This window comes from Demequina lutea (genome assembly GCF_013409005.1).
GTDB lineage: Bacteria > Actinomycetota > Actinomycetes > Actinomycetales > Demequinaceae > Demequina > Demequina lutea.
Window position 1 is genome coordinate 713,413 of sequence record NZ_JACBZO010000001.1, and the last position, 25,564, is coordinate 738,976.

Annotated in this window: 22 protein-coding genes and 3 tRNA genes; 16 read left to right on the forward strand and 9 right to left on the reverse strand. The window is 66.3% G+C overall.

Annotated elements, in window-relative coordinates; all coding sequences use genetic code 11:
* The first annotated feature begins 212 nt into the window (after window positions 1-212).
* On the forward strand, window positions 213-515 hold the full coding sequence (locus BKA03_RS03490) for a hypothetical protein (RefSeq protein WP_062074628.1): 303 nt from the start codon (window positions 213-215) through the stop codon (window positions 513-515).
* A gap of 9 nt (window positions 516-524) precedes the next feature.
* Here BKA03_RS03490 and BKA03_RS03495 read toward each other — a convergent pair whose 3' ends face one another.
* A complete protein-coding gene (locus BKA03_RS03495) occupies window positions 525-1,832 on the reverse strand; it encodes a winged helix-turn-helix domain-containing protein (RefSeq protein WP_179397690.1) in 1,308 nt (435 codons plus the stop codon).
* 83 nt (window positions 1,833-1,915) lie between these two features.
* On the opposite strand from BKA03_RS03495, the gene BKA03_RS03500 reads away from it, so the two are divergent.
* The 7 genes from BKA03_RS03500 (at window position 1,916) to BKA03_RS03530 (ending at window position 6,200) form a co-directional block, all read left to right on the forward strand.
* Window positions 1,916-1,988, forward strand: a tRNA-Thr gene (locus BKA03_RS03500).
* A 52-nt stretch (window positions 1,989-2,040) separates the two neighbouring features.
* A tRNA-Met gene (locus BKA03_RS03505) sits at window positions 2,041-2,114 on the forward strand.
* 65 nt (window positions 2,115-2,179) lie between these two features.
* Complete coding sequence (rpmG, locus tag BKA03_RS03510; protein WP_062074627.1) at window positions 2,180-2,344, forward strand: 50S ribosomal protein L33; 165 nt, start codon at window positions 2,180-2,182, stop codon at window positions 2,342-2,344.
* A 109-nt stretch (window positions 2,345-2,453) separates the two neighbouring features.
* A complete protein-coding gene (locus BKA03_RS03515) occupies window positions 2,454-3,476 on the forward strand; it encodes an endonuclease/exonuclease/phosphatase family protein (protein WP_062074626.1) in 1,023 nt (340 codons plus the stop codon).
* Window positions 3,477-3,553: 77 nt separating this feature from the next.
* Entirely contained in the window at window positions 3,554-4,000 is a 447-nt protein-coding gene (locus tag BKA03_RS03520; protein ID WP_062074625.1) for an FAS1-like dehydratase domain-containing protein, read from the forward strand.
* Window positions 3,997-4,428: a MaoC/PaaZ C-terminal domain-containing protein gene (locus tag BKA03_RS03525; protein WP_062074624.1), complete on the forward strand. Its 432-nt coding sequence runs from the start codon at window positions 3,997-3,999 to the stop codon at window positions 4,426-4,428. Before BKA03_RS03520 ends, BKA03_RS03525 begins: the two co-directional genes overlap by 4 nt.
* 266 nt (window positions 4,429-4,694) lie before the next feature.
* On the forward strand, window positions 4,695-6,200 hold the full coding sequence (locus tag BKA03_RS03530) for an NCS2 family permease (protein WP_062074623.1): 1,506 nt from the start codon (window positions 4,695-4,697) through the stop codon (window positions 6,198-6,200).
* An 80-nt stretch (window positions 6,201-6,280) separates the two neighbouring features.
* Here BKA03_RS03530 and BKA03_RS03535 read toward each other — a convergent pair whose 3' ends face one another.
* Entirely contained in the window at window positions 6,281-7,339 is a 1,059-nt protein-coding gene (locus tag BKA03_RS03535; RefSeq protein ID WP_062074622.1) for a LacI family DNA-binding transcriptional regulator, read from the reverse strand.
* 107 nt (window positions 7,340-7,446) lie between these two features.
* Between BKA03_RS03535 and BKA03_RS03540 the strand changes: the two genes are divergently transcribed.
* Window positions 7,447-8,826 (forward strand): MFS transporter, encoded by a 1,380-nt coding sequence (locus tag BKA03_RS03540; RefSeq protein ID WP_062074621.1) that lies wholly within the window; start codon window positions 7,447-7,449, stop codon window positions 8,824-8,826.
* A gap of 38 nt (window positions 8,827-8,864) precedes the next feature.
* Window positions 8,865-9,962 carry a UDP-N-acetylmuramate dehydrogenase gene (locus BKA03_RS03545; protein ID WP_062074620.1) on the forward strand — a complete coding sequence of 366 codons (1,098 nt, stop codon included), beginning with the start codon at window positions 8,865-8,867 and terminating at the stop codon, window positions 9,960-9,962.
* Between the two features lie 86 nt (window positions 9,963-10,048).
* Here BKA03_RS03545 and BKA03_RS03550 read toward each other — a convergent pair whose 3' ends face one another.
* The 4 genes from BKA03_RS03550 to BKA03_RS03565 form a co-directional block, all read right to left on the reverse strand.
* Entirely contained in the window at window positions 10,049-12,565 is a 2,517-nt protein-coding gene (locus tag BKA03_RS03550) for an ABC transporter permease (RefSeq protein WP_062074619.1), read from the reverse strand.
* A gap of 6 nt (window positions 12,566-12,571) precedes the next feature.
* Window positions 12,572-13,321 carry an ABC transporter ATP-binding protein gene (locus BKA03_RS03555; RefSeq protein WP_062074618.1) on the reverse strand — a complete coding sequence of 250 codons (750 nt, stop codon included), beginning with the start codon at window positions 13,319-13,321 and terminating at the stop codon, window positions 12,572-12,574.
* Window positions 13,322-13,490: 169 nt separating this feature from the next.
* Complete coding sequence (locus tag BKA03_RS15670) at window positions 13,491-14,207, reverse strand: response regulator (RefSeq protein ID WP_202965717.1); 717 nt, start codon at window positions 14,205-14,207, stop codon at window positions 13,491-13,493.
* A complete protein-coding gene (locus BKA03_RS03565) occupies window positions 14,204-15,502 on the reverse strand; it encodes a sensor histidine kinase (protein ID WP_062074617.1) in 1,299 nt (432 codons plus the stop codon). The genes BKA03_RS15670 and BKA03_RS03565 overlap by 4 nt, the downstream gene beginning before the upstream one ends.
* Before the next feature lie 135 nt (window positions 15,503-15,637).
* Between BKA03_RS03565 and BKA03_RS03570 the strand changes: the two genes are divergently transcribed.
* Both BKA03_RS03570 and BKA03_RS03575 read left to right on the forward strand, forming a co-directional pair.
* Window positions 15,638-20,188, forward strand: a complete 4,551-nt coding sequence (locus BKA03_RS03570) for a type VII secretion EssC family protein (protein ID WP_062074616.1) — start codon at window positions 15,638-15,640, stop codon at window positions 20,186-20,188.
* A gap of 48 nt (window positions 20,189-20,236) precedes the next feature.
* Complete coding sequence (locus BKA03_RS03575) at window positions 20,237-20,533, forward strand: WXG100 family type VII secretion target (protein ID WP_062074615.1); 297 nt, start codon at window positions 20,237-20,239, stop codon at window positions 20,531-20,533.
* An 85-nt stretch (window positions 20,534-20,618) separates the two neighbouring features.
* On the opposite strand, the gene BKA03_RS03580 is transcribed toward BKA03_RS03575, so the two are convergent.
* The 3 genes from BKA03_RS03580 to BKA03_RS03590 all read right to left on the reverse strand — a co-directional run bounded on the left by BKA03_RS03580 (window position 20,619) and on the right by BKA03_RS03590 (window position 23,593).
* On the reverse strand, window positions 20,619-21,440 hold the full coding sequence (locus BKA03_RS03580; protein WP_062074614.1) for an ABC transporter permease: 822 nt from the start codon (window positions 21,438-21,440) through the stop codon (window positions 20,619-20,621).
* Window positions 21,437-22,309, reverse strand: coding sequence for an ABC transporter ATP-binding protein (locus tag BKA03_RS03585; RefSeq protein WP_062074613.1), 873 nt, complete (start codon window positions 22,307-22,309; stop codon window positions 21,437-21,439). Before BKA03_RS03585 ends, BKA03_RS03580 begins: the two co-directional genes overlap by 4 nt.
* A 72-nt stretch (window positions 22,310-22,381) precedes the next feature.
* On the reverse strand, window positions 22,382-23,593 hold the full coding sequence (locus BKA03_RS03590) for a pyridoxal phosphate-dependent aminotransferase (RefSeq protein ID WP_062074612.1): 1,212 nt from the start codon (window positions 23,591-23,593) through the stop codon (window positions 22,382-22,384).
* Between the two features lie 192 nt (window positions 23,594-23,785).
* Between BKA03_RS03590 and BKA03_RS03595 the strand changes: the two genes are divergently transcribed.
* The 4 genes from BKA03_RS03595 (at window position 23,786) to rplK (ending at window position 25,556) form a co-directional block, all read left to right on the forward strand.
* Window positions 23,786-23,858: transfer RNA gene (locus tag BKA03_RS03595), tRNA-Trp, on the forward strand.
* A 44-nt stretch (window positions 23,859-23,902) separates the two neighbouring features.
* Window positions 23,903-24,160 (forward strand): preprotein translocase subunit SecE, encoded by a 258-nt coding sequence (gene secE / locus BKA03_RS03600; RefSeq protein ID WP_062074611.1) that lies wholly within the window; start codon window positions 23,903-23,905, stop codon window positions 24,158-24,160.
* Window positions 24,161-24,178: 18 nt separating this feature from the next.
* On the forward strand, window positions 24,179-25,048 hold the full coding sequence (gene nusG, locus BKA03_RS03605; RefSeq protein WP_083971350.1) for a transcription termination/antitermination protein NusG: 870 nt from the start codon (window positions 24,179-24,181) through the stop codon (window positions 25,046-25,048).
* 76 nt (window positions 25,049-25,124) lie between these two features.
* Window positions 25,125-25,556, forward strand: coding sequence for a 50S ribosomal protein L11 (gene rplK / locus BKA03_RS03610; RefSeq protein ID WP_062074610.1), 432 nt, complete (start codon window positions 25,125-25,127; stop codon window positions 25,554-25,556).
* Window positions 25,557-25,564 lie beyond the last annotated feature (8 nt).

The window sequence follows — 25,564 nt, forward strand, 5'->3', positions numbered from 1 at the left end:
CTTCTGCGTTCCGGCGGAGTCCCGAGCTGATGCGGTTCTCCTCGCCACCGCTGTACTGAGGTGCCGGTTGTGTACCGAAGTGCCGGATCGCCGCCGTGCTGGGCGGGCGGATGAACGGTCGCGCCGCACGCGGGACCGTCGCGACCCGGCACTTGGGCACGCTGCGGCGCCAGCCCGCGCGACTTCGAACCGACGCTGATACCCTGGGGGGTATGAAGATCCTGGTGTCGCCTTCGGTGACCGAGATGTTGTTCGGTTCCTCCTCGCCGACGCTCCAGGGGTACATCGATGAGGCCCTCGGGCCAGCGGTGGGGGACTACGACGTGCCGGGTCTTGAACATGACTTGCGGGCACTCATCGATGAGGCGCTCCCTGAAGGAGTCACCCTCGAAGGCGAAGCGATTCTCGCCGATGACGACGCCGATGTCACCGAGTTCGACATTCGTGAGGCCGTGGGGTGGATCGACGTCCACACTGTCGCCGTGGGTCACGACATGGCCGGGCCGGGGTCCTGAGTCCCGCGCTCAGCGCAGGAATGCTCCCAAGTGGCCCGCAATGTTGCCGCCGGGTCCGACCTCGATCCGATCGAGCGCGAGCCACCGAGCCATGCCACCCAGTTCCCCGGCAAGTAACTCGACGATCTCCTCGTCAGTCCGTCGCCGCGTTCCACGCACCGCACCCTCCTCGCGCCAAACCGCCGCGACACGCAGCACGCCCGCCTGGCGGTCAGCCTTGAGGTCAACCCGACCCACCATCTGATCTCCCAGCAGGAACGGCAAGCAGTAGTAGCCGTACACGCGCTTGGGCGCGGGCGTGTAGATCTCGATCCTGTATTCCATGCCAAACATGCGCTCGAGGCGTGGGCGGTACCAACAGACGGGGTCGAAGGGGCTCAGCAGCGCCGCGCCCGTCGCGCGGCCAGGGTCGCTTGCAGGCCGATGCCAGGGGGCCTCCGGTGTTGGCTCTCCCTTGGCGAGCAGGGCGGGCTCGCTCCAGCCCTCGACGGACACCCATTCGGCGAGGCCGCGTTCGACGGCCGATGCCGCCCATGCCGCGCCGCCCGCCGCGTCTGGGGCGTTCTTGCCTGGTCGCATCGGCAGCCGGAAGTGGTCGCACAGGTCTGCGGGCGTGCCGATCCCGCAAGCGAAAAGGGCCCTGTCAAAGAGCTCCTGGCGACCGACATCGGCGGGCAGCGCCCACGAGGGCGTCGGGGCCGCGGGGGGAAGCCCCCAGGCCCTCTCGGTGGCGTCGTACGTCCGCGAGAAGTTCTTGCCGCGCGAGGACGCCACCTCGCCGGTGATGAACAGCAGGTCCAGCGCGTCCTTGACGTGACTCGTGTCCCACCACGTGCCCCGCTTGCTCGCGCGGGGAGAGAGGTGCTCGACCTCGCTACTGGTGACGGGGCCGCGATCGTTCACGAACGCGCGCACTTGGGCGATGAGCCCTGGCCGTTCTGCTTCGAGGCGATCGCGAGTGCGCGACATCCAGTTGCCGTCGGTCGCCATGCGGTGGTGCATCGCAGGCAACAGGTCATCCGGCATGACCGACGCCTCGTGCCCCCAATGCTCGAATGTGTGAGCGCCGTGGCCGTCGGGGGCGCCCCAGAGGTAGGTGTCGAGGGCATCGGTGTCGTAGGGCCCCAGCCGCGAGAAGAACGGCAAATAGTGAGCGCGGGCGAGCACATTCACGGTGTCGAGCTGCAACACGCCCTGTCGCTCGAGATACGTGGCGAAGTCCTGCACTCGCGGTCTTCGGGCCCGGCGCTTGCCCGCCAAGCCTTGGGCGTCGAGGAAGGTTCTCCGAGCCTGAGCTGCGCTGAGAGACTGGGTCACGATGGCCACTGTAGCGGCGCCGACGGACACTTGGCGGGCCCGATTTCACTCGGGGCCCTCGGTCCGGTACGCTAGTCCGGCTTGCCCCGATAGCTCAGTCGGTAGAGCGTTTCCATGGTAAGGAAAAGGTCCAGGGTTCGAATCCCTGTCGGGGCTCACAGTGATGACATACCGCCGTCTTTGGCGACGGTGCGTGCGTTGCTTACCCGGCGGGGTAGCTCAGGTGGTTAGAGCACACGACTCATAATCGTGGGGTCGCGGGTTCGAGTCCCGCCCTCGCTACAGGTTCCATCGATCCAGGTGGTCCGGCACGCGCGAGCGTGAACAACAAGGCAGGGAGTCAGAATATGGCCAAGAACGATGTACGCCCCAAGATCACGCTCGCATGCACGGAGTGCAAGAACCGCAACTACATCACGCGCAAGAACCGCCGCAACAACCCCGACCGGGTTGAGCTGAAGAAGTTCTGCCCCAAGTGCGGCAACCACCAGCCGCACCGCGAGACGCGCTAAGCCTCACGCTTTTCGACGCCCGCCCGGCCCCGTGCCGAGGCGGGCGTCGTGCTTTCCCGAGCTACCGCCCACAGCCCGCCGTGGCTCGGTCGCGTGGCAGACTCCTGCCATGGGGGATACCGCATCGCAGCAGGTTCACGACGGAACCGCAGGCGCCGCACACGTGGCGAGTAGACGCCGCCGATGGCCCGTCTTCGTGCGCGCGGCAGCGGCGCTCTCTCTCGCCGCAGTACTCGTGCCGATCGTGGTGCGTCTGACGGGATGGGAGGCAGGTCCCCTCGCCTACGCCGTCTCCTTCATGCCCTGGGTCACCGTCGCGTGCATCCTCCCGCTGGTGTGCGCGCTGCTCGCCCGGTCGTGGACGCTCACGGCCGTGGCCGGCGTCGCGCTCATCTTGTGCGACGTGTGGCTCGCGCCGTTATCCCTGGCGAACGGCCCTACCGCGTCGCTGGCAAAGGCCGCCACCCTTCGTGTGGCGACCCTGAATCTCACGCTCGGCCAGGCCGACGCCCACGCGGTCGTCGCCATGGTGCGGGATCGCTCGATCGACGTGCTCGCGGTGGAGGAGTTGACTCCCGCGGAGGCCGATGCCCTTCGGGCTGCCGGCCTCGAAAGCGAACTGCCGTATGGCGAGACGCTTCCGCAGTCGGGCGTGGAAGGGACGGGCCTGTGGTCTCGCCTGCCGATGGCCTCCGCAGAGCCAGTGCCGGGGCTCACGTCGCATGCGGCGAGGGCCACGGTGACCGTGGGCGGAGAGCCCGTCGCCATCTTTGCCGTGCACCCCGCCGCGCCGGGGCTGTTCGACCACTCCCGGTGGGCCAGCGACATGGAGGCTCTCAGTGGGATTCTTTCCAAGCCCGACGGACCCGTCATCGTCGCGGGGGATTTCAACACGACGAGGGATCACCGCGCATTTCGCGACCTCGAGGCGCTCGGCTTCAGGGACGCGGTGGATCAGGCCGGCGCCGGATTCCTGCCGACGTTTCCCAACGGCACGTTGCCCATGCCCGTCGTCGCGATCGATCACGTGATGGTGCACAACTCGCAACTTTCGGCCGTTTCCGTCACGACCGTTGTGGTTCCTAGCGCCGATCACCGCGCCCTCGTCGTGACGTATGTGTGGCAGAAGTAGACCGTCCCGTCGTTGGTGATTTGCGATCTTTGTCCCTGAGGCCACGAGCTCGCCCTCCCTTTCGATAGGGTTGTTCCGTGCCTGTAAATCCAGAAGTTGTTGGCCGCACGTACGGCCCTTTCGAGGCGTACGAGGTCACGCGGATCAAGATCCGCGAATTCGCCGATGCCGTCGACGCACGATCTGGCGCGCATTTCTATCCCGACATTGCTCGCGCGGAGGGCTACCCCGACGTGGTGGCTCCCACGACGTTCGCGGTCCTGATCGCGCAACGCGCCGAGTTCCACGTGGTCACTGACCCGGAGGTGGGTGTCGACTTCTCGAAGGTCGTTCACGCCGACGAGCGCTTCACCCACCATCGGCCGCTCGTTGCGGGCGACGTCGTGCAGGCGGCCGTGGCCATCGAGTCGATCACGCAGCGCGCGGGCATTTCGATGGTGACCACCCGGACCGAGATCACGGACGCGGACGGCGCGCCGGTATCGATCATTCGGTCGACGCTGGCAGTGAGGGACGACTCATGAGCGACGAGACATTGCCCGCCTTCGTGTCGCTCAACGTGGGAGACCAGGTAGCGGCCCGCGAGGTGGAATTCACCAGGGGCAAGCTTGTTCGCTACGCGGGCGCATCGGGCGACTTCAATCCGATTCATTACAACGACGCCTTCGCACAATCCGTGGGTCTCGACGGGGTGATCGCCCATGGCATGCTCACCATGGGCGTGGGTGCGTCGGTGGTCGAGGAGTGGGCCGGCGCGGGGAACGTTGTCGACTTCCAGGCCCGGTTCACCAGGCCGATTGCCGTGGATGCCCTCGAGGGCGTGATGGTTCGCGTGACTGCGGTCGTGGGCGCACTCGACCATGACGTGAAGCAAGCCCGCATCGACGTCACCGTTACGGTTGACGGCGCGAAGGTGCTTGGCAAGGCGCAAGCACTCGTCGACTGCGCGTAGTTCCCGACTGCGCGTAGTTCCCGACGGCGCAGTTCCCGACGGCGCAGTTCCCGACGGCCGCGCGCTTCTCGACGGCGCATAGTTTTTGAATACGCATAGTTTCTGAATACGCATCGTTCCTGGGGCCGTCCCGGCTTTTTGCGAGCCCGCGAATTCCGATTTATGCGTAGTCGACAGCGGTCGTTGTAGGAACTCGACAACGATTTGCCGCGCGCTTTGACCCCCAGCGGGCGACGGTGTGCGCCCATCCCTGCCACGATGCGCATATGGCAACTGCATCAAAGGAGAGGACGGGCTTCGCACAGAAGCTCGACGCATATTTCTCGATCTCCGAAAGGGGATCGTCGTTCGGTCAAGAGGTCCGCGGTGGACTCACGACCTTCTTCACGATGGCTTACATCGTGGTTCTCAACCCCCTGATCCTCGGCTTCGTTAAGGACCGCAACGGCCACTTCCTTGGTGGCGACCCGACGAACGGCAAGAACCTCGCCGTGATCGCGGCAGGTACCGCGCTCGTCGCAGGCCTCATGACGGCCTTGATGGGTGCGTGGGCTCGGTTCCCGCTGGCCGTGGCGGCAGGCCTCGGCATCAACTCGGTCGTCGCGTACGGGCTCGTCGCCAGCATGGGGCTGACGTGGGCCGAGGCGATGGGATTCATCGTCCTCGAGGGTGTTCTCGTTCTCATCTTGGTGCTCACCAAGTTGCGACAGAAGCTCCTGGTCGCGGTTCCTCTGGCCCTGAAGAAGGCGATCGCCGCCGGCATCGGCCTGTTCCTCGCGTTTATCGCGCTGTGGGATGCGCGCGTGGTCACCGATCCTTCACCCGCCGGTGTCAAGGGTGTGGGTCCGGGAGATCCGACGCCTTCGACATTCGGGATCGATGGTGCGGTCAGCACGTGGCCCACGTTCGTGTTCCTTATCGGCGTCATGATTGCGGCGTTCCTGTACATCCGCAAGGTCAGGGGCGCGTTCCTCATTGCGATCGTCAGCACGACGGTGCTGGCCTTCCTGGTTGAGGCCATCGCGAAACTCGGCGGTTACGATGGAGGCTTCGGCAACCCCAAGGGTTGGGCGCTCAACGTGCCGACCTTCAGCGGCAAGAACCTGATCGCGGCTCCGAACTTCGGGACGCTCGGTCATGTGAGTTTTGGCGGATTCGCTCACCTGGGAATCGTCTCCGGCGTCCTGCTGGTCTTCTCGTTGTTCATGATCGACTTCTTCGACACCATGGGCACGATGACCGCCGTGGGCGAAGAGGCTGGCCTCAACGACGAAGAAGGTGTGCCCGATAACTCGCAGGAGATCCTGATCGTCGACTCGGTCGCGGCCATCGCCGGTGGTCTCGGTGGCGTCTCGTCTAACACCGCATACATCGAGTCCGCATCTGGAGTCGGTGACGGCGCAAGGACGGGATTCTCGTCAGTAGTGACGGGCCTGGCGTTCCTGGTGGCGATCTTCCTCGCGCCGTTGACTTCTCTGGTGCCCTTCGAGGCCGCGACGCCGGTATTGCTCCTGGTGGGTCTCCTCATGCTGACCTCGGTGGTCGACATCGACTGGAGGGACTGGCGCATCGCGGTTCCGGCGTTCCTCACGATAATCGTCATGCCGTTTGGGTACTCGATCTCTGCGGGCATCGGCCTTGGACTCATCAGCTACTCGGTGCTGCACGCCGCCACGGGCAAGGCCAAGGAAGTGAAGCCGCTCATGTGGGCGGCGGCCGGCCTCTTCGCGGTGTACTTCGCGCAGGACCTCATCACCCACTTCATCCACTAACGCTCGATCAGGGGCGCCGTCCGGGAAACCGGGCGGCGTCCTTTGCGTTTCGGGGCCTGGGCAGGCGCCCCGTCCTGGCCCTACCTGTCGCGCGCGACGGCCGTGCTGTTGCCCCGCTTGAACTCGACGGGGAGCTCGAAGGCGGGGGGCTCCTCACCGGCGAGCAACGCCTTGACGCACTGCGCGATGAGGTGGCCCTTCGCGGCGGCGTCTTGTGTCATCGTGGTGAGCTCCATGGGGGCCAACCACGCGAGGTCGAGCCCGTCAAAGCCGGTGATCGACACGTCGCGGGGCACCTGAAGCCCGAGTTCCCTGGCCGCAAGCACCACACCGCCAGCGAGAAGGTCCGACTGACAGACGACCGCGGTGGGGCGCGAGGGGTGCGACAACGCCATATGCCCGGCGGCTATGCCCTCCTCGATGAAAGACGCCCGCGTCTCGATCACCACACACGGTTCGATTCCGACGTCGCTGAACGCCTGGAGACGGTGATAAGTGGGTGCCCACAGGGGCCCGGCGAGCATGTCCCCCTCGACGATGGCGGTCTCACACAGGGAATTCCGGGGCAAGGTCACCGTAGCGATGCGCGTGTGGCCGAGCTCGACCAGGTGGCGAATCAGATGGGCGGTGCCCGCCGTGTCATTGATGGTCACGGAGGCGGCGCCCGGTGCGGTTCCCTCGACGATGGTCACGGGGAGGCCCCTGCGTTCGAGTGTCTCGAGCGCGGGCTCGTCGTGATCGCGGGTGCGCATGATCACGGCCGCGTCCATCGGCGCGGTGTCGAGCAGCCCAGGCTCGGTGCTCTCCGTGGTGGGCGAGGGGATCAGGAGCACGCCGAGCCCCATGTCGCCAAGGTCGCCCACCACACCATCGAGCACCCTTAGCGTCAACGGGTCCCTGAGCGCGAACTGAAGGTGTTCGTGGATGACCAATCCGACCACATTGGTGCGACCGGAACGCAACGCGCGCGCTTGGGGCGACGGCCCGGCGTACCCGAGGTCGCTTGCGGCCTTTTCGACCCGGATCTTCATGTCGGGGGAGATGGGGCCCGCGCCGGAATAGGAGAGCGAGACCGTCGAAAGCGAGACGCCCGCTTTGGCAGCGACGTCCGCCATCGTGGGGCGGCGTGCACCGGACATGCGGTCTCCTTGGGGCGTGTGGGAGCGGTAATGCTCTTGTGATGATCAGCGTACCGGCCGCGTGCTAAACTCCGATCGAAACGTTTCGATTCCCCGGGGTGTGTGGTGTGGGCCCCGAACCTAGCAAGGTCATCATGGTTCCCTCGTTTGGTCGCGCGCCGACTACGACGCCCGACGCGGCTCGCGTCCAGTCGGGCAGGCGGGCACTTCTCGTGCTGTTCGGCATCCTGGGACTGCTCACCACCACGTTCCTGTCGCGCCTGCCATCGGTGAGCCACCTCATGCACGTGACGACCGCGGGCCTCGCCATGTTGCTCCTTTCGGGCGCGATGGGTGCACTCGTTGCCCTCACGGTGACGGGGTGGGCCACGGCGCGGTTCGGCGCTCGCGCCCTCCTGTGGTGGTCGAGCTTCGGCTACCTTGTGGCCTTCTCCGGGGTGGGTGTGGCGAGTGCGCTTGGCTCGTCGATGCTGTTCGTGACGGCGTACTTCTTTGTGAGCGTCACATTCGCGCTCTCCAACGTGCCCATCAATGCCGAGGCGGCCGAGCTCGAGAGGCTCGTCGGCCGCCCGATCATGTCGCAGTTCCACGCGGCGTTCTCCGTGGGAATGGCGCTGGGTCTCGCCATCGGCGTGGCAGCGTCGCACTGGCGCATCGAGCCCATGTGGCACTTCGTGATCGTCGCCGCCGCCGCGACCGCGTTGCGGCTTGCCATGATTCCCGTCGCGGTGATCGACGGCACCCCCGATCCGCGCGTGGCGAGCAAATCACTCGGCGGCCCGTTTGCGACGGCGGGTGTCGAGTATCACAACAAGCGCGTACTCCTGATTGGTGCGATCGTCTTTGCCGCGTCGATGACGGAGAACGTCGCGGCGCAGTGGCTTCCACTTTCGATCGTCGACGACTTCGGCAAGCGCGAGGCCTTGGGTGACATCATCTACTGGGTGTTTGTGGCGGCGATGTTCTCGGTGCGCGTCAACGGGGCCCGCGTGATCGATCGGTGGGGACGCGTCGTGACTCTGCGCACCTCTGCCGTGCTGGTAGTGCTCGGAGTTGTGCTGTTCGCGACCACGCCCGTGTTCTGGTTGGTGCCCGTCGCCGCGCTCTTGTGGGGTGTGGGGGCCGCCCTGAACTTCCCGATCGGCTTCTCGGCCGCCGCGGACGACCCGCGGCATGCGGCCGCGCGTGTCGCCGCAGTGTCGACTTTTTCGACGGTGGCCGGGCTCATGGTGCCGCAAGCGGTCGGCCGCCTGGCGGAGTGGGTTCCGCTGCGCCACGCGATGCTGCTCGTCGTCGTCGGTTCCGTCGCGTCGTTTGTCTTGGCTCGTTCCGTTCGCGGCCAGAACCGCATCTTCAAGTCCCGCCGTGCGGATGCCGCCACGGTCGGCTCGGCGATGTTGGGGAGAAAGCGTCAGGAGCCGGTGGGCGATCCCGCAGCGGTGATCGACGCGGCGGGCGTCGCCATCCCGATGCACGCGCAGGAGTAGGGGCCGGTCGCGCCGGGCGTCGCCGTTACGCTGGGCGCATGACACGTCTTGCCGACCTCACGACGCTACGCGTGGGCGGACCAGCGAGCGAACTGGTCGAGCCGACAACCGACGCCGATCTGATCGCGGCCGTTCGCGACGCCGATGCCGCGGGCATCCCTGTGCTGGTAATCGGCGGCGGCTCCAACCTGGTGGTGGGCGACGAGGGCTTCGACGGCGTCGTGATCCGCGACGCCAGGCGAGACATCGAACGCGACGTGGCGATCCAGGACGATGGCTTCTGCGGCGGAGTCTCCGTCACCGTCGCGGCGGGGGTGCCGTGGGACGACGTGGTGGCTCGGGCGGTTCGCGATGAGTGGGTGGGGCTCGAGGCACTGTCGGGGATACCAGGGTCGACGGGTGCCACTCCCGTGCAGAACGTCGGCGCGTATGGCTCCGAGGTGGCCGAGACGATCGCCTCCGTGCGCACGTGGGATCGGCTCGAGTCGCGTGTGCGCACGCTCCCTGCGATCGACTGCGGCTTCGGCTACCGCGACTCGCTGTTCAAGCGCTCCCAGCGAGGCGCGGCGAGCGACGGCGCGGTGTGGTCGCCCACTCCGCGATTCGTGGTGATCGACGTGACGTTCCAGATGCGCTATGGCACCCGCTCGGCTCCCGTGAAGTACGCACAACTGGCTCAGGCCCTCGACGTCCAGGTCGGAGGAACCGCATCCACTGCCGCCGTGCGTGACGCGGTGTTGGAGCTGAGGCGTTCCAAGGGAATGGTGCTCGACGTGACCGACCACGACACGTGGAGCGCCGGTTCGTTCTTCACCAATCCCGTCGTCGCCGCCGACGTTGCGGCGAGCCTTCCAGACGATGCCCCGCGGTACCCGGCGGGACTCGGCGCCCCCGAGGGCGCCATCAAGACGAGCGCCGCGTGGCTCATCGAGCACGCGGGCTTTGGTAGGGGCTATGGAGTGACGGCCGATGCCGTGGCGACCCTGTCGACGAGGCACACGCTCGCGCTGACCAACAGGGGAGGGGCCACCGCCGCCGATGTCCTCGCCCTCGCCCGCGCGGTGCGCGGCGGGGTGCGGGCGGCGTTCGGCATTGAACTGGTGCCCGAGCCGGTCATGGTGGCCGCGGAGATTTAGAGAGACGCGATCTAGAGAAACGCGATCAAGCGAAACGTAGGAAGGGCCCCGACCTTGAGGTTGGGGCCCTTCGCGTTCCGAAGAGGCTATCCGTCGGCCGCGATGGCCTTGAGGATGTCCAGCCGCGAGGCACGGTAGGCGGGCCAGATGGCCGCCACCACGCCAGCGATGAGGGACAACACTGTGTACACGCCGATCAACGCCCACGGGACGACTGGTCGGTCGATCCCGTAACTGCTGAGCGAGTGCACGAGCGCGGCGCCGAGGCCCACTCCCAGGATGATTCCCAGGATCGTGCCGAACAGTGCCATGACGACCGACTCGAGCGTGATCATTCCCCACACTGCGCTTCGCTTGATGCCGACCGCACGGAGCAGGCCGATCTCCCGAGTCCGCTCGGTAACCGACAGCAACAGCGTGTTGGCCACACCCAGGATCGCGATGATGAGCGCCGCGCCGAGCATCGCAGAGATGAACCCGAGGAAGGTATCGATTCCTTGGTTGAACAGCTTCGTCAGCGAGGCCGGCGACTGAGGCTCCACGAGCGGGAAGTTCGTGGCGAGTGCGTCCTTGACGGCGGTCGTTGTGGTGTCAGCGTTGGCTCCGTCCTTGAAGCCGACCAACGCCTGGACGACCACCGGTTCGGACACGAGAGCGGTGCCTTGAGGCCAATCGACCAAGAACGCTTGGTCGCCCTTGTTCGTGTAGAGACCGGTGACGGTCAGGGTCTCGGTCCCTGCAAGGCCCTTGATCGTGACCTGATCGCCCACCTTGATGCCGAGCGCCTGAATCGTCGGATCGATAAACACGCCTCCGTCAAGCTTCGACAGCGGCCGATCGGTACGGAAGTCATAGAGCTCGCTCGCGTGAGCGGCATCCACGTAAGTCACCCCATAGTCGACCCCGTCGAAGGTTGCCTTCGTCTGACCCATGCGCACCACGTTCGCGACGCCTTCCGTACCCGAGATGGCATCGAGGGCGCCCTGTGGAATGGGGCCGCTCGTCGGGATCACGAACAGGTCGGCCGACGTGGTCTTGAATTGCGACGTAAACGTGTCCTTGAATGACGCGGTGAACGTGGCAACGAGGGCGAGAAGCATGACGCCGATCATGAGAGCCGCGGCGGTGTTCGCAGAGCGCCTCGGCTCCCTGCGGATGTTGTTCGCGGCAAGAGTGCCGTTCACGCCCCACAGCCTCGAGAGGATCCCACGCAGACCAAATGCCATCGGCACCAGTACCTGCGCGGCGAGTAGCGTCACACCAAGCACGACCAAGACGGCACCGATCGCTACCCAGATCCACGCCTTGGGCACGTTGACATAGAGGCCGATGAAGACGGACGCGATTCCAGCGACCGCCATGGCGCCCCCGACGATGTTGCGCACCGTGAGCGACTTCTTGCCCGCGGTGCCCGCCTCGCGGAGAGCCTCCATCGGAGAGATGTTCGACGCGTGGATGGCGGGCAAGAGCGCGGAGACGATCGTAATCGCGAGGCCAAGACCGTAGCCCAACAGCACACCGTTGAGCGGAAGGGTGATGGCTCCCAAGATATTGCCGGAGAAGGATTCGACGAGGGCCGCCAATCCGAGAGCAAGCAGCCACCCCAGCAGGATCCCAAGGGTCGACGCAATCAGCCCGACGACGGCCGCCTCAAGCAGGATCATGGTTCGGATCTGCTTGCCATGCGCACCGATTGCGCGCAGCAGCCCGAACTCCCTGGTGCGCTGCGTGACGATGATTCTGAACGTGTTGACGATGATGTATGCGCCTACGAACAGCGACACCAATCCGAACACCAACGCGAAGATATTGACGTACTTGAGAATGTTGTTGAGAGAGGCGCTTTGTTCCTTGGCCTTGTCCTCGGCCGTGATCGCCCTCGTGTCCTTGGGGAGGGTGGGCGTGATCTCTTTGACGACGGTGGCCGGCGAGACGCCATCGGCCGTGAGGACCGCGATGGTGCTGTAATTCGTGAGGCCTCCACCGATCGCCCTCACCGTGTTCTCGTTGGCATACAGGAGGCTCGCGGTCTGGAGGTCGTTGTTCTGACCAAACCGGATGGTTCCCACGACGGTCAGGTCCTGCACTCCAGTGTCGGATGCGAGTTTCGCAACTCCACCGAGCTGGATACCTAGCTTCTTGAAGGTGTCGACGTCGACGACCACCTCGTTGTCGGCAACGGGCGCGCGGCCGTCGATGAGGGTGGCGCGGTCCAGGTCGGAATTGCCTGTCCAGTTGTACAGCAGGGTGGGCGCGCCTTGGCCGAGAGGCGCGTCGCCCGCAGCGTTGAGCAGGCTTCCGCTCTCATAGGCCACGCCGCCCTCGGCGAGCTTTACGCCGGGAAGCGCGCTGATGGTTGCCACGTTTGCCGTGGTGAAGAGCCCCTCTTTGGAGTTGGGGTCAAGGTTGGCGTGGGGATCGGGTTCGACCACGACGTCGACGGTCGAGTAGATCGTCGAGAAGAGGTCGCCGAAGCCCTTGGAAAGCGAGTTGGTAAACGTGAATACCGACGACACGAGCGCGACGCCGAGCGCCACGGCCACCGCCGTCAGGATGAGTCGTTTCGGATTGTGCCGAACCGACTTGAGTGCGAGTCGCAGCATGATGAATCAGTGCCCCATCCGCTTCATGCGGTCGAGTACCTTCTCGGCGGTCGGTTCGAGCATTTCGTCGACAATCTTTCCGTCCTCGAGGAACAGGATGCGGTCGGAGTATGACGCGGCAGTCGGGTCGTGGGTCACCATGACAATCGTCTGGTGGAACTCCTTGACGGCGCGGCGCATGAAGCCAAGCAACTCGGATCCTGACTTCGAGTCGAGGTTTCCGGATGGTTCGTCGGCGAAGATGATTTCCGGGCGCGCCACGAGGGCGCGGGCGACGGCGACGCGCTGCTGCTGGCCGCCTGAAAGCTCGGCGGGAAGGTGGGTGAGACGGTCGCCGAGCCCGAGGATTGAGATGACCTCGTCAAACCACGCCTTGTCGACCTTCTTGCCCGCGATGTCCATGGGCAAGGTGATGTTTTCCTTCGCATTGAGCGAGGGGATCAGGTTGAACGCCTGGAAGATGAAGCCGATGTGGTTGCGGCGAATGTCGGTGATCTGGGCCTCGGTGAGCCCGGTGATCGTGACGTTGGAGATGGTCGACTCGCCCGCGGTGAGGCGATCGAGGCCCGCGAGGGTGTGCAGCAGGGTGGACTTTCCGGAGCCCGAAGGGCCCATGATCGCGGTGAACTCCGCGCGGTTCATGGTGACGTTGATGCCGTCGAGGGCGCGCACTGCCATGTCGCCCTGTCCGTAATCCTTGTAGCCGTTGGTCATGGTTGCCGCTGCTGGAGCGGTGGCGACCTGGGTCGTGCTCATGGGGATGCCTTTCGTTTTTTCGGTTCCCGACCACGTAAGTGTGCCTGGGCGAGCCCGCCGGGTGCATCGGCCGAATGGATGGTTCTCGGTGGTCCTTCTTGCGGACGATGCCAGGGTTATCCCCCACGCGCCTCCCCTAGTTGGGGGAACGGCGGGCGCGCGCGGGCTACTAGCCGCGGGGGAGGACGATGCCGGAGTCGTACGCCTCGACCACGGCCTGGACCCTGTCGCGGACGCCAAGTTTGGTGAGGATGTGGCTGACGTGGGTCTTTACTGTCGTGTTCGACACGAAGAGTTCCGAAGCGATCTCTTGGTTGGACAGCCCGCGCGCCAAGAGTTGAAGGACCTCGACCTCGCGATCCGACAGGTCGCCGATCGCCTCCGCAGAGGGGACGTGTGCGGCGGTCTCACCCTGAAGGGCGGGCACCGCGGGCTGGATTGGCAGGGAGGCGGCATCGTCGCGCGACCCGCGAGCGAATTGCTCGATGACCCTGCGCGTGACCTCGGGGGCGAGGAGGGCCTCTCCGGCCGCGACGACCCGGACGGCGTTGACGAGGGCGTCTCCGTCGGCGCTCTTCAGGAGAAAACCGGACGCGCCCGCGCGCAGCGCGCCGTAGAGATACTCGTCGTCGTCAAAGGTGGTCAGGATGACCACGCGCGATGAGGGCGTCGCCTTGAGAACCTCGACGGTCGCGGCGAGACCGTCCATGCCTGGCATACGGATATCCATGAGGATCACGTCGGGGCAGTGCGACGCCGCGAGGGCCACGGCGTCTTCGCCATTGGCGGCCTCACAACACACCTCGATGTCGCCCTCGGATTCGAGGATCATCTTCAGGCCGACACGCACCATGGGTTGGTCGTCGACGAGTCCCACTCGAATCACAGGTCCACCTCCACGGGAAGTGTAGGAGGGCCGCCGCGTGACTGCGACCGGGGAGCCATCACTTGATCGTCCGAAACGGGCAGGACGGCGTGGATGCGGAAGCCGCCGCCCTTGCGGGTGCCCGTCTCGATGCTGCCGCCGAGGGACGCAACGCGCTCGCCCATGCCTGCGATTCCGTGGCCTCCCGAGCTCGACGCGACATCGGAAATCACGCCCCTGCCGTCGTCCTCCACCGTCACAGTGACCGCGTCCTTCTTGCGCCGAACCGTGACGGTCGCCGTGGCGCCGTGACCCGCGTACTTGAGGGCGTTAGTGAGCGATTCCTGGATGATCCGGTAGGCGCTGAGCTCGACGCCCGCAGGCACGTGAGTGGTGCCCGTGATGGCCAAGCGAACGGGAAGCCCCGCCTCCTCGACTTGCCTCACGAGCGCCGGGATGGCGGCGAGTGAGGGCATTGGTGCGAACGCATCGGTGTCGTGTGAACCCACGAGCGCTGGCTCCCTGGTCTTGCCCGTGAGTTGCGCCGCCTCGTCAACCGCCTCGCGTTCGGAGGTGCGTAGCACTCCGATCATGCGTTGCATCTCTGCTAGACCCTTGCGACCGGAGTCCGCGATCGTCGCCAGGGCATCCGCGATCGCCGGATCGGACCCATTGGCCCTTCGCCGCGCGCCCTCCGCCTGCAGCGTCATGACCGTCATCTCGTGGGCGACGACGTCGTGAAGCTCTCGCGCGATGCGGGCCCGCTCGGCGCGGACCGCATCCACGGCCGCGATGCGTTGGGCCTGGTTGCGGCGTTCGGCGCTCAGTTCGAGGTGGGTCATGCGCTCGCGGCGCTTGCGGTCCGCGAGGCCAACGAAGACAGGAAGTGCCACGCCGAGAATCATCGTCAGCGTCGCGGTCCATGGCACCGCGTTCGTCGCAAACGTGCCCACCACGGTCCAGGCGATGACCGCGCCACCCACGAGTCCCCCGTGCAGGTAGGCCTTGCGGCGCGGCAGGTAGGCGCCCGCCGTGTACAGCGCGACCAGCAAAGGGAAGAACCCGGCGTCGGCTGAGTACGAGAGCCCCGCGATGATCGACCACATCAGCGCGATGCACCACAGCACGAGCGCGGGGGCGCGCGTGCGCCAGAAGAGAGGCACCGCCAGGAGTCCGAGCAGAACGTAACCCAAGGCGTCGTAGGGCTTCGGGTCGATCGAGATCTGAGTCTGGGCCGTGTAGGCGGTCACGAGCGAGAGCGCGGAAAACGCGACGGCAATCCCCAGGTCGCCGCCGCGTCTCAACAGGAACTTCATGCGCCCAGGCTAGACCGCGCGTCCGCCGCTCCGCATCGGTCGTGGGGAGGAGCGACGGATATCCACTATCCACAGATCCGCAACGGTCGCCCTCTACGCCTGCCAGGGCCTCACACAATGGCCGGGGAGGGGCAGATGAGTCTCAGGCTGAGCGTCACGACGGGGGAGGGTGCGGTGGCGGCGGTTTCCGTCACCGCGGCGTCCGACGCGACCGTGGGCGATGTGGCGGAGCACCTATTTCGCGCCGACCCGACGCGCGAGGGAACGACCCCGCCAGTCGACGCCACGCTCTTGGTGACGCCCGTGTCTCAAGGCGCCGATGCCCCGACCCGTGTGGCGCCACGCGAGGCCGCGATGGCCGCGGCCGGAATCCGCTCCGGTGATCACGTCGACGTTGTCGCCGCCCACGCCGTCGACGACGCCGAGCACAGCCCCGCCGTCGCCACGGTGGCGGTTGTCGGCGGCCCGGATACGGGCAAGGAGGTTTTGCTCCGCGCCGGCTCCCACATCATCGGCCGCGACACCGAGGCGGCAGTGTCGCTCACCGATCCCTTGGCGTCGCCGCGGCACGCGCGGCTAGTCGTTGGCGAGACGTTCGAGATCGTGGACATGGGGTCGACGAACGGCGTCCTGATTGACGGGGCCTTCGTGACGCGCGCGACGCTCGCTCAGGGGGACCGGATCACGGTGGGCGCCACCGATATGACCATCACGCGGGCCGCGGCGATCGACCGAGCCGTGCCGTCGACGCCCACGGTGCCTTTCACTCGGTCGCCTCGGGTGGTGCCGCCATTGCCTGCCGAGGAGATCGCTCTTCCCTCGCCGCCGACGCAGCCAACGCCTCGGCCGTTTCCCAGGACCGCCCTGCTGGCCCCCGTGATGCTCGGATTCGCCATGTACCTGATGACGGGCAGGATGCTGTCGCTCGTCTTCGTCGCCATGAGCCCGCTCATGATGGTGGGCGGGTTCCTCGACAACCGCCACCACCAGCGCAAGGAGGCGCACGCCAGGGCGCACGATTTCGAGGCGGCCCTCGCGCTCAGCGAGCGTCGGCTCGACGAGGCACACCAGCGCGAACGGGAGATCCGCTTGGCTCGGTCCCCTTCCGTGGCGGACGTGTGTGGGGCGGTCAGGTCCGCGACCCCGCCGCTGTGGACGCATCGCGCCGAGCACGACGGCTTCCTCGAGGTTCGCGTAGGGCTGGGGGCCGTCCCGAGCTCGCTCGTGCTTGAAGCACCCGCGCCGAGCAATGCGGTCGAGGGGACATGGGAAAGGGTGGCCCACTTGCGCGATCGGTATTCGAGCATCGGCCGCGTGCCCGTGGTCGTGAGCCTCAGGAGCGCAGGCGGGCTTGGCATTGCAGGCGCGGCGCCCACGGCCAGGGCGATGGCGCGCGCCGCCGTGATCCAGGTAGCTGGCCTGCATTCGCCGATGGAGTGTGTGATTGCGGCGTTCATTTCGCCCGCGGGCGTCCGTGAGTGGGCCTGGATCGAGTGGCTCCCGCACGTTTCCTCGCCCGCGTCGCCGCTCGCGGGCGACCACGTGGCCGCCACTCGCGGTGAGGCCCAGCGACTCCTCGTCGGCCTCGAAGAGGTGGTCGCCCAGCGTGCAGGAAGGGACATCGGCGCCGTCGTTCCCGCAATGAGGGGCACCGACGCTGACCCGTCGCGGGCCGCCGGGCACCAGGAACCGCCCACGCTGCCCGCCATCGTGGTGGTGGTCGAGGACGATGCACCCGCGGACAAGGGCCGCCTCATCCGCCTGGCCGAGAAAGGCCCCGACGTCAACGTTCACGTGCTGTGGATGGCGAGCAAGGTGTCGGGCCTGCCCGCCGCGTGCCGCAGCTTCGTCGAGTCTGCGGAGGTCGCCACAGGGGGAATGGGCATCGCGGGTCACGTGCGTCGGGGGGGATTCGACAATCCGGTCACGTGCGAGGTCCTATCCGTGACGGACGCCACGGATGTTGCCAGGCGCCTCGCGTGCGTCGAGGACGTTGGCGGAGTGATCGACGATGCCGCGGACGTGCCGACCGCGGTGAGCTACCTGGATGCGCACGGATTCGAATCGCTTGATCCGGCGCACCACGAGGCGCGATGGCGGGCGGAGGACCCTGAGTCCGGGGCGAGGAGGCCATTCTCGTTGCGTGCGCTCGTGGGGCATGCGGGGGATGAACCGTGCTACCTCGACCTCAAGACCCAGGGACCCCATGCTCTCGTCGGCGGGACCACCGGCGCTGGCAAGTCGGAGTTCTTGCAGGCGTGGGTCCTTGGCATGGCATCGGCGTACAGCCCGCAGAAGGTGACGTTCCTGTTCGTGGACTACAAGGGGGGATCGGCCTTTGCCGATTGCGTCAAGCTGCCTCACTGCGTCGGCCTCGTCACCGACCTGACGCCCCATCTCGTGGCGCGTGCACTTGCCTCGCTGCGTGCAGAGCTTCACTACCGGGAGCGCCTGCTTGCCGCGAAGGCCGCGAAGGATCTCGAAACCCTGGTGGGGCGGGGGGACCCCGACGCGCCTCCCAGCCTGGTGATCGTCATCGACGAGTTTGCGGCTCTCGCTCGCGAGGCGCCCGAGTTTGTCGACGGCGTGGTCGACATTGGGCAGCGGGGCCGTTCGCTCGGTCTGCACCTCATCATGGCCACTCAGCGGCCCGCTGGAGTGATCAAGGACAGTCTCAGGGCCAACACCAATCTCCGCATTGCGTTGCGGATGGCGGACGAGGCCGACTCGTCGGACATCCTCGGCTCGGCCGCCGCCGCACATGTCGACCCCGCGATCCCTGGGCGCGCCATCGCCCGCACAGGGCCCGGTCGCCTCGCGACATTTCAGTCCGCATACGCGGGCGCCCACTCCACTCCTGGAGGCGGGCGAGCGCGGATCGCGGTGCGCGGGCTCGCGCTGGGGTCGGGAGTGCGGTGGGGTCCCGGGACGAGTTTGGGGTCGGGGGCGCAGTGGGGGGGCGCAGGGCAAGCTGGCCCCGCCGTCATTCCCGATGGAGCGAGCGAAGAGACCGATGCCGCGCGCGTGGTGTCCGCGCTCACAGAGGCGGCTCTTGGCAGGGGCGCACCGCCGCCGAGGCGCCCGTGGCTGGACCAACTTGCCGACCGCTATGACCTCGCCGCATTGCCGCGCGAGGCGGCGCGAGGCGGCGCATTCGGGCTCATCGACGATCCGTCGCGACAGGCTCAATACGCGGCGGTCTACGAGCCCGACAAGGATGGCAACCTGATGGTGCTTGGCGGCGCCGGAGCGGGAAAGTCGACCGCGCTACGCACCTTGGCGCTCGCCGCCCTGCTTGACCCTGGCGTCGGGCCGGTGCATGTCTATGGCATCGATGCGGCGGGCGGCGGCTTGGACATGCTCAGGCCGCTGCCCGCCGTCGCCGATGTGGTCGATTCGGACGACGTCGAGCGTGTGGGCCGGATGTTGACGCGGCTGGTCGCAGCGGTGAGGGAGCGGTCGCGCGCCTTCACCGCGGCACGGGCCTCAAGCCTGCCGGACTACAGGGAGCGCAGTGGCGAGGGTGCGATGCCCCGCATCATCGTGTTGGTAGACGGCTACGGCTCGTTCCAAAACGACTACATGAACGAACTCGGGCGCCAGCAGGTGTTCGCAGACTTCAGGGACGTGCTCACCCAGGGCCGCTCAGTGGGCGTCAACGTCGTGCTGGCCGCGGACAGGCTCGCCGCGCTGCACACGTCCATCCAGGCGCTCACGTCACGCACCCTGGTCCTTCGCCTCAATGACGATGCGCACTACGGGATGCTTGGCCTGCGAGCCACGGGCCTCACGGCGCAGTCGCCGCCTGGAAGGGGAATCGATCTCGCGTCGCGCAAGGAGATCCAGGTAGCAGTGATGGGAGGGTCGTCGCGGATCGACGAGCAGGCGCGCGCCGTCGAGGTGTTCGCGGCGTCTGCGCGGTTGTCGACACCGCGCGGCGGGCCGTGGGAGGCCGAGGCAATCCCGCGTATGCCGCGCGTGGTCGGATCTCGCGACGTCCCCGCCGAGGTGGGCGGGATACCCGTCCTTGGGATCGACGGAACCACACTGACCCCACGGGGCTTTGACCTCGATCGACCGATCATCATTACGGGCCAAGCCGGCACGGGTCGCACGTCGGCGCTGGCTTGGATGGCGTGCGCAATTCGCCGTTGCCACGCCGGCCGGGCGCTCGTGCACGTGACCCAGCGCCGCACCAGCATCGGCGCCCTTCCCGCATGGACCGCGTCGTTCGTGGGGCCGTCCGCAGGCGATGACCTACTCGAGGCGTGGGGTGCGGCGCTCGATGCCGAAGGGGAAGGGGACTCTCAGGTGGTCGTGTGCATTGAAAACGTGCAGGACTTTGGCGCGTCTTTGAGCGACGGCGCGTTCGTGCAGGCCATGAAGCGCGCCCGACGCAATGGACACCTCCTCATCGGCGAGGCGGACACTCAGGGCTGGGTGAGCGGTCCGCTCGTCGCCGAACTCAGGAGCGCGAGGCGGGGGCTGTTGCTTGCGCCCGAGGCGGGTGATGCGCAGATGCTCTTCGGCGTCGCGTCGGGGCGCATGAACAGGGCCGAGGTTCCTCCTGGGCGCGGAATCTGGGTCGAGGCGGGCAAGGCCGCTGCCGTGCAGGTGCCGTGGGTGGATGACGGGTTATCCCCAGATTTCGAGGAGGCCCGCCACGGCGGTCCCCCGGCTGGCTAATTTGCAGGGGTGCCACCACCGGGGTGGCGCAGAAACGAAGGGCATCTCATGGCCAACCTCAACGTCACGTACGACGATCTGCGCGGTGCGGCGGACCAACTGGCCTCCGGGCAGGGGGACATCGACGACCGGCTTGGAAGCCTCCAGGGGTACATCGATACCCTCGTGTCTGGCGGCTACGTGACCACCGCGTCGTCGGGCGCCTTTCACGACCAGTACCTTGCCTTCACCACCTCGGCCAAGCAGACCGTGTCCGCTCTCGAAGGGCTCGGCCAGTTTCTGAGGTCGGCGGCGGACTCGTTGCAGCAGACGGACGAGGCGCTCGCGAGCTCAATTCGCGGGTAGCAGGCGCGGGCGGGGGCCCGCGCGGCGCAAGCGGGGGCAGGCGCAGCGAGGGGATCGCGCCTGTCACTTGCGTGAGAGTCGAGCCCTAGTTGTCGTCGGGCCTGAGCCACCTGAAGGTGCGCACGGCGATCACGAGTCCCACGGCGAACCAGACGATGAGCACGACAGCTGTCATGGGGTGCTCCCAGGACCCCCGCGCCTCTGCGCTCGCGAACGAGTCCGGCAGGAACACGGAACGCATGCCCTGAGCCAACCATTTGAGCGGGAACAGCTCGGCAAAGTGCTGGAGTACTCCCGGCAACTGCGTGAAGACCACAAACACGCCGGACGTGAACTGAAGTACCAACACCACGGGCGTGAGGATCGCCGAAGCCGACTTCGCGTTGCGCAACAGCGACGAGGTGGCGATCCCGAGGGTCACCGAGGCGCCCGTGCCGAGCAGGAACACCCAGGCAAACGTCACCCACGGTCCCACGGTGGTGGGGAGCGTCACTCCGTAAAGCGCGGTACCGAGCCCGATGAGGATCGCAATCTGGATGAGGGAGACCAGGACCACCTGGGCGAGCTTTCCCGCGAAGTACGCGGTGGTCGGCACGGGCGTTGCATGCAGGCGCTTGAGGCTGTCCGCATCGCGATCGATGGCGATGGTGATGGCCAGCGACTGAAATCCCGTATTGAGGATGCCCGTCGCGATCATTCCGGCCATGAAGTACTGGGAGAACTTCACGCCGCTGTTGCCAAGCTCCTGGCTGCCGAAGATCGACCCGAAGAGGACGAGGAAGATCATGGGAAAGGCGAAGATGAAGATCATCTGCTCGCGAGATCGGAAGAACTCCTTCAACTCGACCCTCATGCGGTCGATTGCGACGGACGTCCACGACGGGTGAGCCACGGCGGTGGTGGTCATGCGACGGCTCCTTCGGATGTGGCCATTTCGGTGTTCTGCCCAATCAGGTCCAAATAGACGTCTTCAAGCGATGGCTTGGTGATCGACAGTTCGGGAATCTCGCCCGTATGGCGTGACGCCAACTCACGGACGAGCGCAGTCGGCGTTGGCGTGGATTCGGACCGGGGGGCGCCGTCCTCTTCCCAGCGCACGATCGATCCCGAAGCAAGTGCACGCAACTTGGCGGGCGTGTCCAACGCGATGAGCTTGCCCGATGCCACGATGCCGATGCGGTCGGCGAGGTGTTCGGCCTCCTCGAGGTAGTGCGTGGTGAGCATGATCGTGGTGCCGTCGCCGCGCAGCCCCTCGATCAGGCCCCAAAATTGGCGCCGGGCTTCGGGATCGAAACCGGTGGTCGGCTCGTCGAGAAATACCAAGCGGGGACGCCCGATCACCGCGAGGGCGACGTCGAGTCGCCTGCGTTGCCCGCCCGAAAGCGTCTGTGGCTTGGCATTCGCCTTCTCGGTGAGGCCCACCGCGTCGAGGGTCTCCTCGACGTCGCGAGGGTTTGGGTAGAGCCGGGAAGCGTGAGTGAGCGCCTCCCTGGCGCTCAAGAAGCTGCGCTCGGACGTCGACTGCAGCATGATGCCCACTTCGGTGCGCCAGTCGCGATCGGCGTCGTGCGGGTCCCTGCCCAGCACCGTGACCTCACCGGATGTCCGCTTGCGGAAACCCTCGAGAATCTCGATGGTGGTGGTCTTGCCGGCGCCGTTCGGCCCGAGCAAGGCAAAGACCTCGCCCTCGTCAATGGTGAGGTCGAGTCCGTCGACGGCGTTCTTGGCGCCGTAGGTCTTGCGGAGTCCCGCAATGGTGATGGCCTGAGGGGTCATGGCTGCGAGCGTAACTGCAGGGCCCTGGCACCGTACATCGTCCTCGCGGACGATTGTGGGAAGAGTTGACCCCTACTTCGCCTCGGCCAGCAGACGCTGGATGCGTCCGACCCCTTCCACCAGGTCGTCGTCGCCGAGTGCGTAACTGAGGCGCAAGAAGCCGCTCGGGCCGAATGCCTCGCCTGGCACCACGGCGACCTCGGCCTCCTCGAGAATGATGGCCGCGAGGTCGGCGCTCGACCCGATGGCCCTGCCGCGGATCGTCTTGCCGATGAGGCCCTCGACCGATGGATAAGCGTAGAAGGCGCCCGTGGGTGTGGGGCAGACGACGCCATCGATCTCGCGGAGCATCTCCACCATGACGGCGCGCCTGCGGTCGAACGCCTTGCGCATCAGGTGAACGTCTTCGAGCCCGCCCTCGAGCGCCGCGATGGCCGCGCGCTGCGACACGTTGGCGACGTTGGAGGTGAGATGCGACTGGAAGTTGGAGGCCGCCTTGATGACGTCGGCGGGGGCAACCATCCAGCCCACGCGCCAACCGGTCATCGCGTAGGTCTTGGCGACGCCGTTGAGCACGATGGTCTGGTCGGCGAGCTCCGGCACCGCGCGCAGCATCGGCGTGAATTCCGCGCCGTCATAAGTGAGGTGCTCGTAGATCTCGTCTGTGATGACCCAGATGCCGTGCTCGAGGGCCCATTCGCCGATTGCCTTGGTCTGCTCGGGGGAGTAGACGGCGCCCGTGGGGTTGGACGGAGAACAGAACAGAATCGCCTTGGTGGCGTCTGTGCGCGCGGCCTCGAGCTGATCCACGGTGACGAGGTAGCCCTGGTCGACGCCCGCAAACACCTCGACGGCGGTGCCGCCAGCGAGCGTGATTGCCTCGGGGTACGTGGTCCAGTAGGGCGCGGGCAGCAGCACCTCGTCGCCGGGGTCGATGATGGCAGCAAACGCCTGGAATACGGCCTGCTTGCCGCCGTTGGTCACGATGACGGAGGCGGGATCGATCTCGTAACCGGAGTCGCGCAGCGTCTTGGCGGCGATGGCTTGCTTCAGTTCGGGCAGTCCCGCTGCGGGTGTGTAGCGGTGGTTCTTCGGGTCCTTGGCCGCGGCCACCGCGGCATCGACGATCGCTGCCGGCGTGGGGAAGTCCGGTTCGCCGGCGCCGAAGCCGATGACGGGACGGCCCGCGGCCTTGAGGGCCTTCGCTTTTGAGTCGACCGCGAGGGTCGCAGAGGGCGCGATGGCGGCGAGGCGGGCGGAGACGCGGCGAGTGGGAGCAGTCATGCGACCATTGTTCCACCGCCGCGGCATGAAGCAGTCCCCCCGGGTTCGCGTTTGGGCGGTCGACCGCGTAGCATGTCACTTCGGCGATTGACAACAGCCATGATGACGCGTGCCCAAATTCGGATCGCTGGGAGCGTGTCAAACGGGCTAGAAAGTTGGTCGGCCAAACCTGCGGGGACACAACCACCCCGGAGGGCAGTGGCGCAATTGGTAGCGCATCGGTCTCCAAAACCGACGGTTGTGGGTTCGAGTCCCGCCTGCCCTGCGTAAGACGGACGCACATGCGCCCCATAACCAAAGGACATCCCGGTGAGCGAATCAGCTGTGACGGACGCAGGAGAGAGGGACCCGCGTCACGAGTCGCGCGACAGTCTTAGCCTCTTCGCGCGGATCGCGCTGTTCGTGCGCCAGGTGATCTCGGAACTCAAGCGCGTTGTGGCCCCCACCCGCGAGGAGCTCATCAACTACATCTGGGTCGTCCTCGGCTTCGTGGGCGTCATGATGGCGCTGACGTTTTTCTTGGACCTCGGATTCACCGCGCTGACCAAGTGGGTCTTCGGCAAGTAGCGGGACGAAAGGACTGATGTGACTAACGAAGACCAGAACGTCGTTGACTCGATTGACGATGACCTTGAGCAGGCCGCGCCTGTAGAGGACGAGGCTGTCCCCGTCGACGAGGCGGGCTTTGGCGACGCGCCAGTTGACGCGGTCGTCGAGAGCGACGACGACACCGTGCCTTCCGATCCAGCCGAAGCGGCGGACGAGGCGCTGGAGACCGACACTGTGCTGGCGAACGAGGTCGAGACGGACATCACTGTCGCGGACGTCGTCGAAGAAGGCACCGACGAGGGCCTCATTGACCCGATGGTCGAGTTCCGCGCGCAGCTGCTCATGCAGGACGGCGATTGGTACGTCATCCACTCGTACTCCGGCCACGAGAAGCGCGTGAAGCAGGCTATTGAGCACCGCGTCGTGAGCCTCAACATGGAGGACTTCATCTACCAGGTCGAGGTGACCATGGAGGATGTCGTTGAGTACAAGAACGGACAGAAGAAGACTGTGACCCGTGTGCGCATGCCCGGATACGTCCTGGTGCGCATGGAACTGACGGATGAGTCGTGGGGCGCCGTGCGTAACACGCCAGGCGTCACTGGCTTTGTGGGCCACGCTCACCAGCCCGTGCCGCTCACGCCCGAAGAGGTCTACAGCATGCTGGCTCCCGCCCCTCCCGCAGGTGCGGCGGGCGACGACAAGACCACCGTCAACGGTGTTCCCATCGAAATCGACTTCCACGTGGGAGAGGCGATCACCGTCATCGACGGCCCATTCGCCACGCTGCCTGGAAGCATCTCCGAGATCAACGTGGAGGGGCAGAAGCTCCACGTTCTCGTTTCAATCTTCGGCCGGGAGACTCCGGTCGAGTTGTCATTCTCGCAAGTGCAGAAGCTCACGTAAGCGGACGCACCTACGGGAACGACACCAAGCGGCGACGCAAGTCGCCATCACTGACACAGAAGGACCCGAAAGACACATGGCACCCCCGAAGAAGAAGGTTGCCGGCCTGATCAAGCTTCAGATCAAGGCCGGTCTCGCGAACCCGGCTCCGCCGGTTGGCCCTGCATTGGGTCAGCACGGTGTGAACATCATGGAGTTCTGCAAGGCCTACAACGCCGCGACCGAGTCGCAGCGAGGCAGCATCGTCCCCGTGGAAATCACGGTGTACGAGGACCGCAGCTTCACGTTCATCACCAAGACTCCTCCTGCATCGGAGCTCATCAAGCAGGCCGCAGGCGTGGCCAAGGGCTCTGGCGTTCCTCACACCGACAAGGTTGGCTCGCTGACCGACGCACAGGTGCGTGAGATCGCCACGATCAAGATGGAAGACCTCAACGCCAACGATATCGACGCCGCTGCGAAGATCATCGCTGGTACTGCCCGTTCCATGGGTATCACGGTCAACTAGGCCGTTTC

Bases quoted from the DNA above. Each gene is read 5' to 3' on its own strand.
- BKA03_RS03490 (WP_062074628.1), top strand. From the start codon at position 213: ATGAAGATCCTGGTGTCGCCTTCGGTGACCGAGATGTTGTTCGGTTCC.
- rpmG (WP_062074627.1), top strand. From the start codon at position 2,180: ATGGCCAAGAACGATGTACGCCCCAAGATCACGCTCGCATGCACGGAG.
- BKA03_RS03515 (WP_062074626.1), top strand. From the start codon at position 2,454: ATGGGGGATACCGCATCGCAGCAGGTTCACGACGGAACCGCAGGCGCC.
- BKA03_RS03525 (WP_062074624.1), top strand. From the start codon at position 3,997: ATGAGCGACGAGACATTGCCCGCCTTCGTGTCGCTCAACGTGGGAGAC.
- BKA03_RS03530 (WP_062074623.1), top strand. From the start codon at position 4,695: ATGGCAACTGCATCAAAGGAGAGGACGGGCTTCGCACAGAAGCTCGAC.
- BKA03_RS03535 (WP_062074622.1), bottom strand. From the start codon at position 7,339: ATGTCCGGTGCACGCCGCCCCACGATGGCGGACGTCGCTGCCAAAGCG.
- BKA03_RS03545 (WP_062074620.1), top strand. From the start codon at position 8,865: ATGACACGTCTTGCCGACCTCACGACGCTACGCGTGGGCGGACCAGCG.
- BKA03_RS03550 (WP_062074619.1), bottom strand. From the start codon at position 12,565: ATGCTGCGACTCGCACTCAAGTCGGTTCGGCACAATCCGAAACGACTC.
- BKA03_RS03555 (WP_062074618.1), bottom strand. From the start codon at position 13,321: ATGAGCACGACCCAGGTCGCCACCGCTCCAGCAGCGGCAACCATGACC.
- BKA03_RS03565 (WP_062074617.1), bottom strand. From the start codon at position 15,502: ATGAAGTTCCTGTTGAGACGCGGCGGCGACCTGGGGATTGCCGTCGCG.
- BKA03_RS03570 (WP_062074616.1), top strand. From the start codon at position 15,638: ATGAGTCTCAGGCTGAGCGTCACGACGGGGGAGGGTGCGGTGGCGGCG.
- BKA03_RS03575 (WP_062074615.1), top strand. From the start codon at position 20,237: ATGGCCAACCTCAACGTCACGTACGACGATCTGCGCGGTGCGGCGGAC.
- BKA03_RS03580 (WP_062074614.1), bottom strand. From the start codon at position 21,440: ATGACCACCACCGCCGTGGCTCACCCGTCGTGGACGTCCGTCGCAATC.
- BKA03_RS03585 (WP_062074613.1), bottom strand. From the start codon at position 22,309: ATGACCCCTCAGGCCATCACCATTGCGGGACTCCGCAAGACCTACGGC.
- BKA03_RS03590 (WP_062074612.1), bottom strand. From the start codon at position 23,593: ATGACTGCTCCCACTCGCCGCGTCTCCGCCCGCCTCGCCGCCATCGCG.
- rplK (WP_062074610.1), top strand. From the start codon at position 25,125: ATGGCACCCCCGAAGAAGAAGGTTGCCGGCCTGATCAAGCTTCAGATC.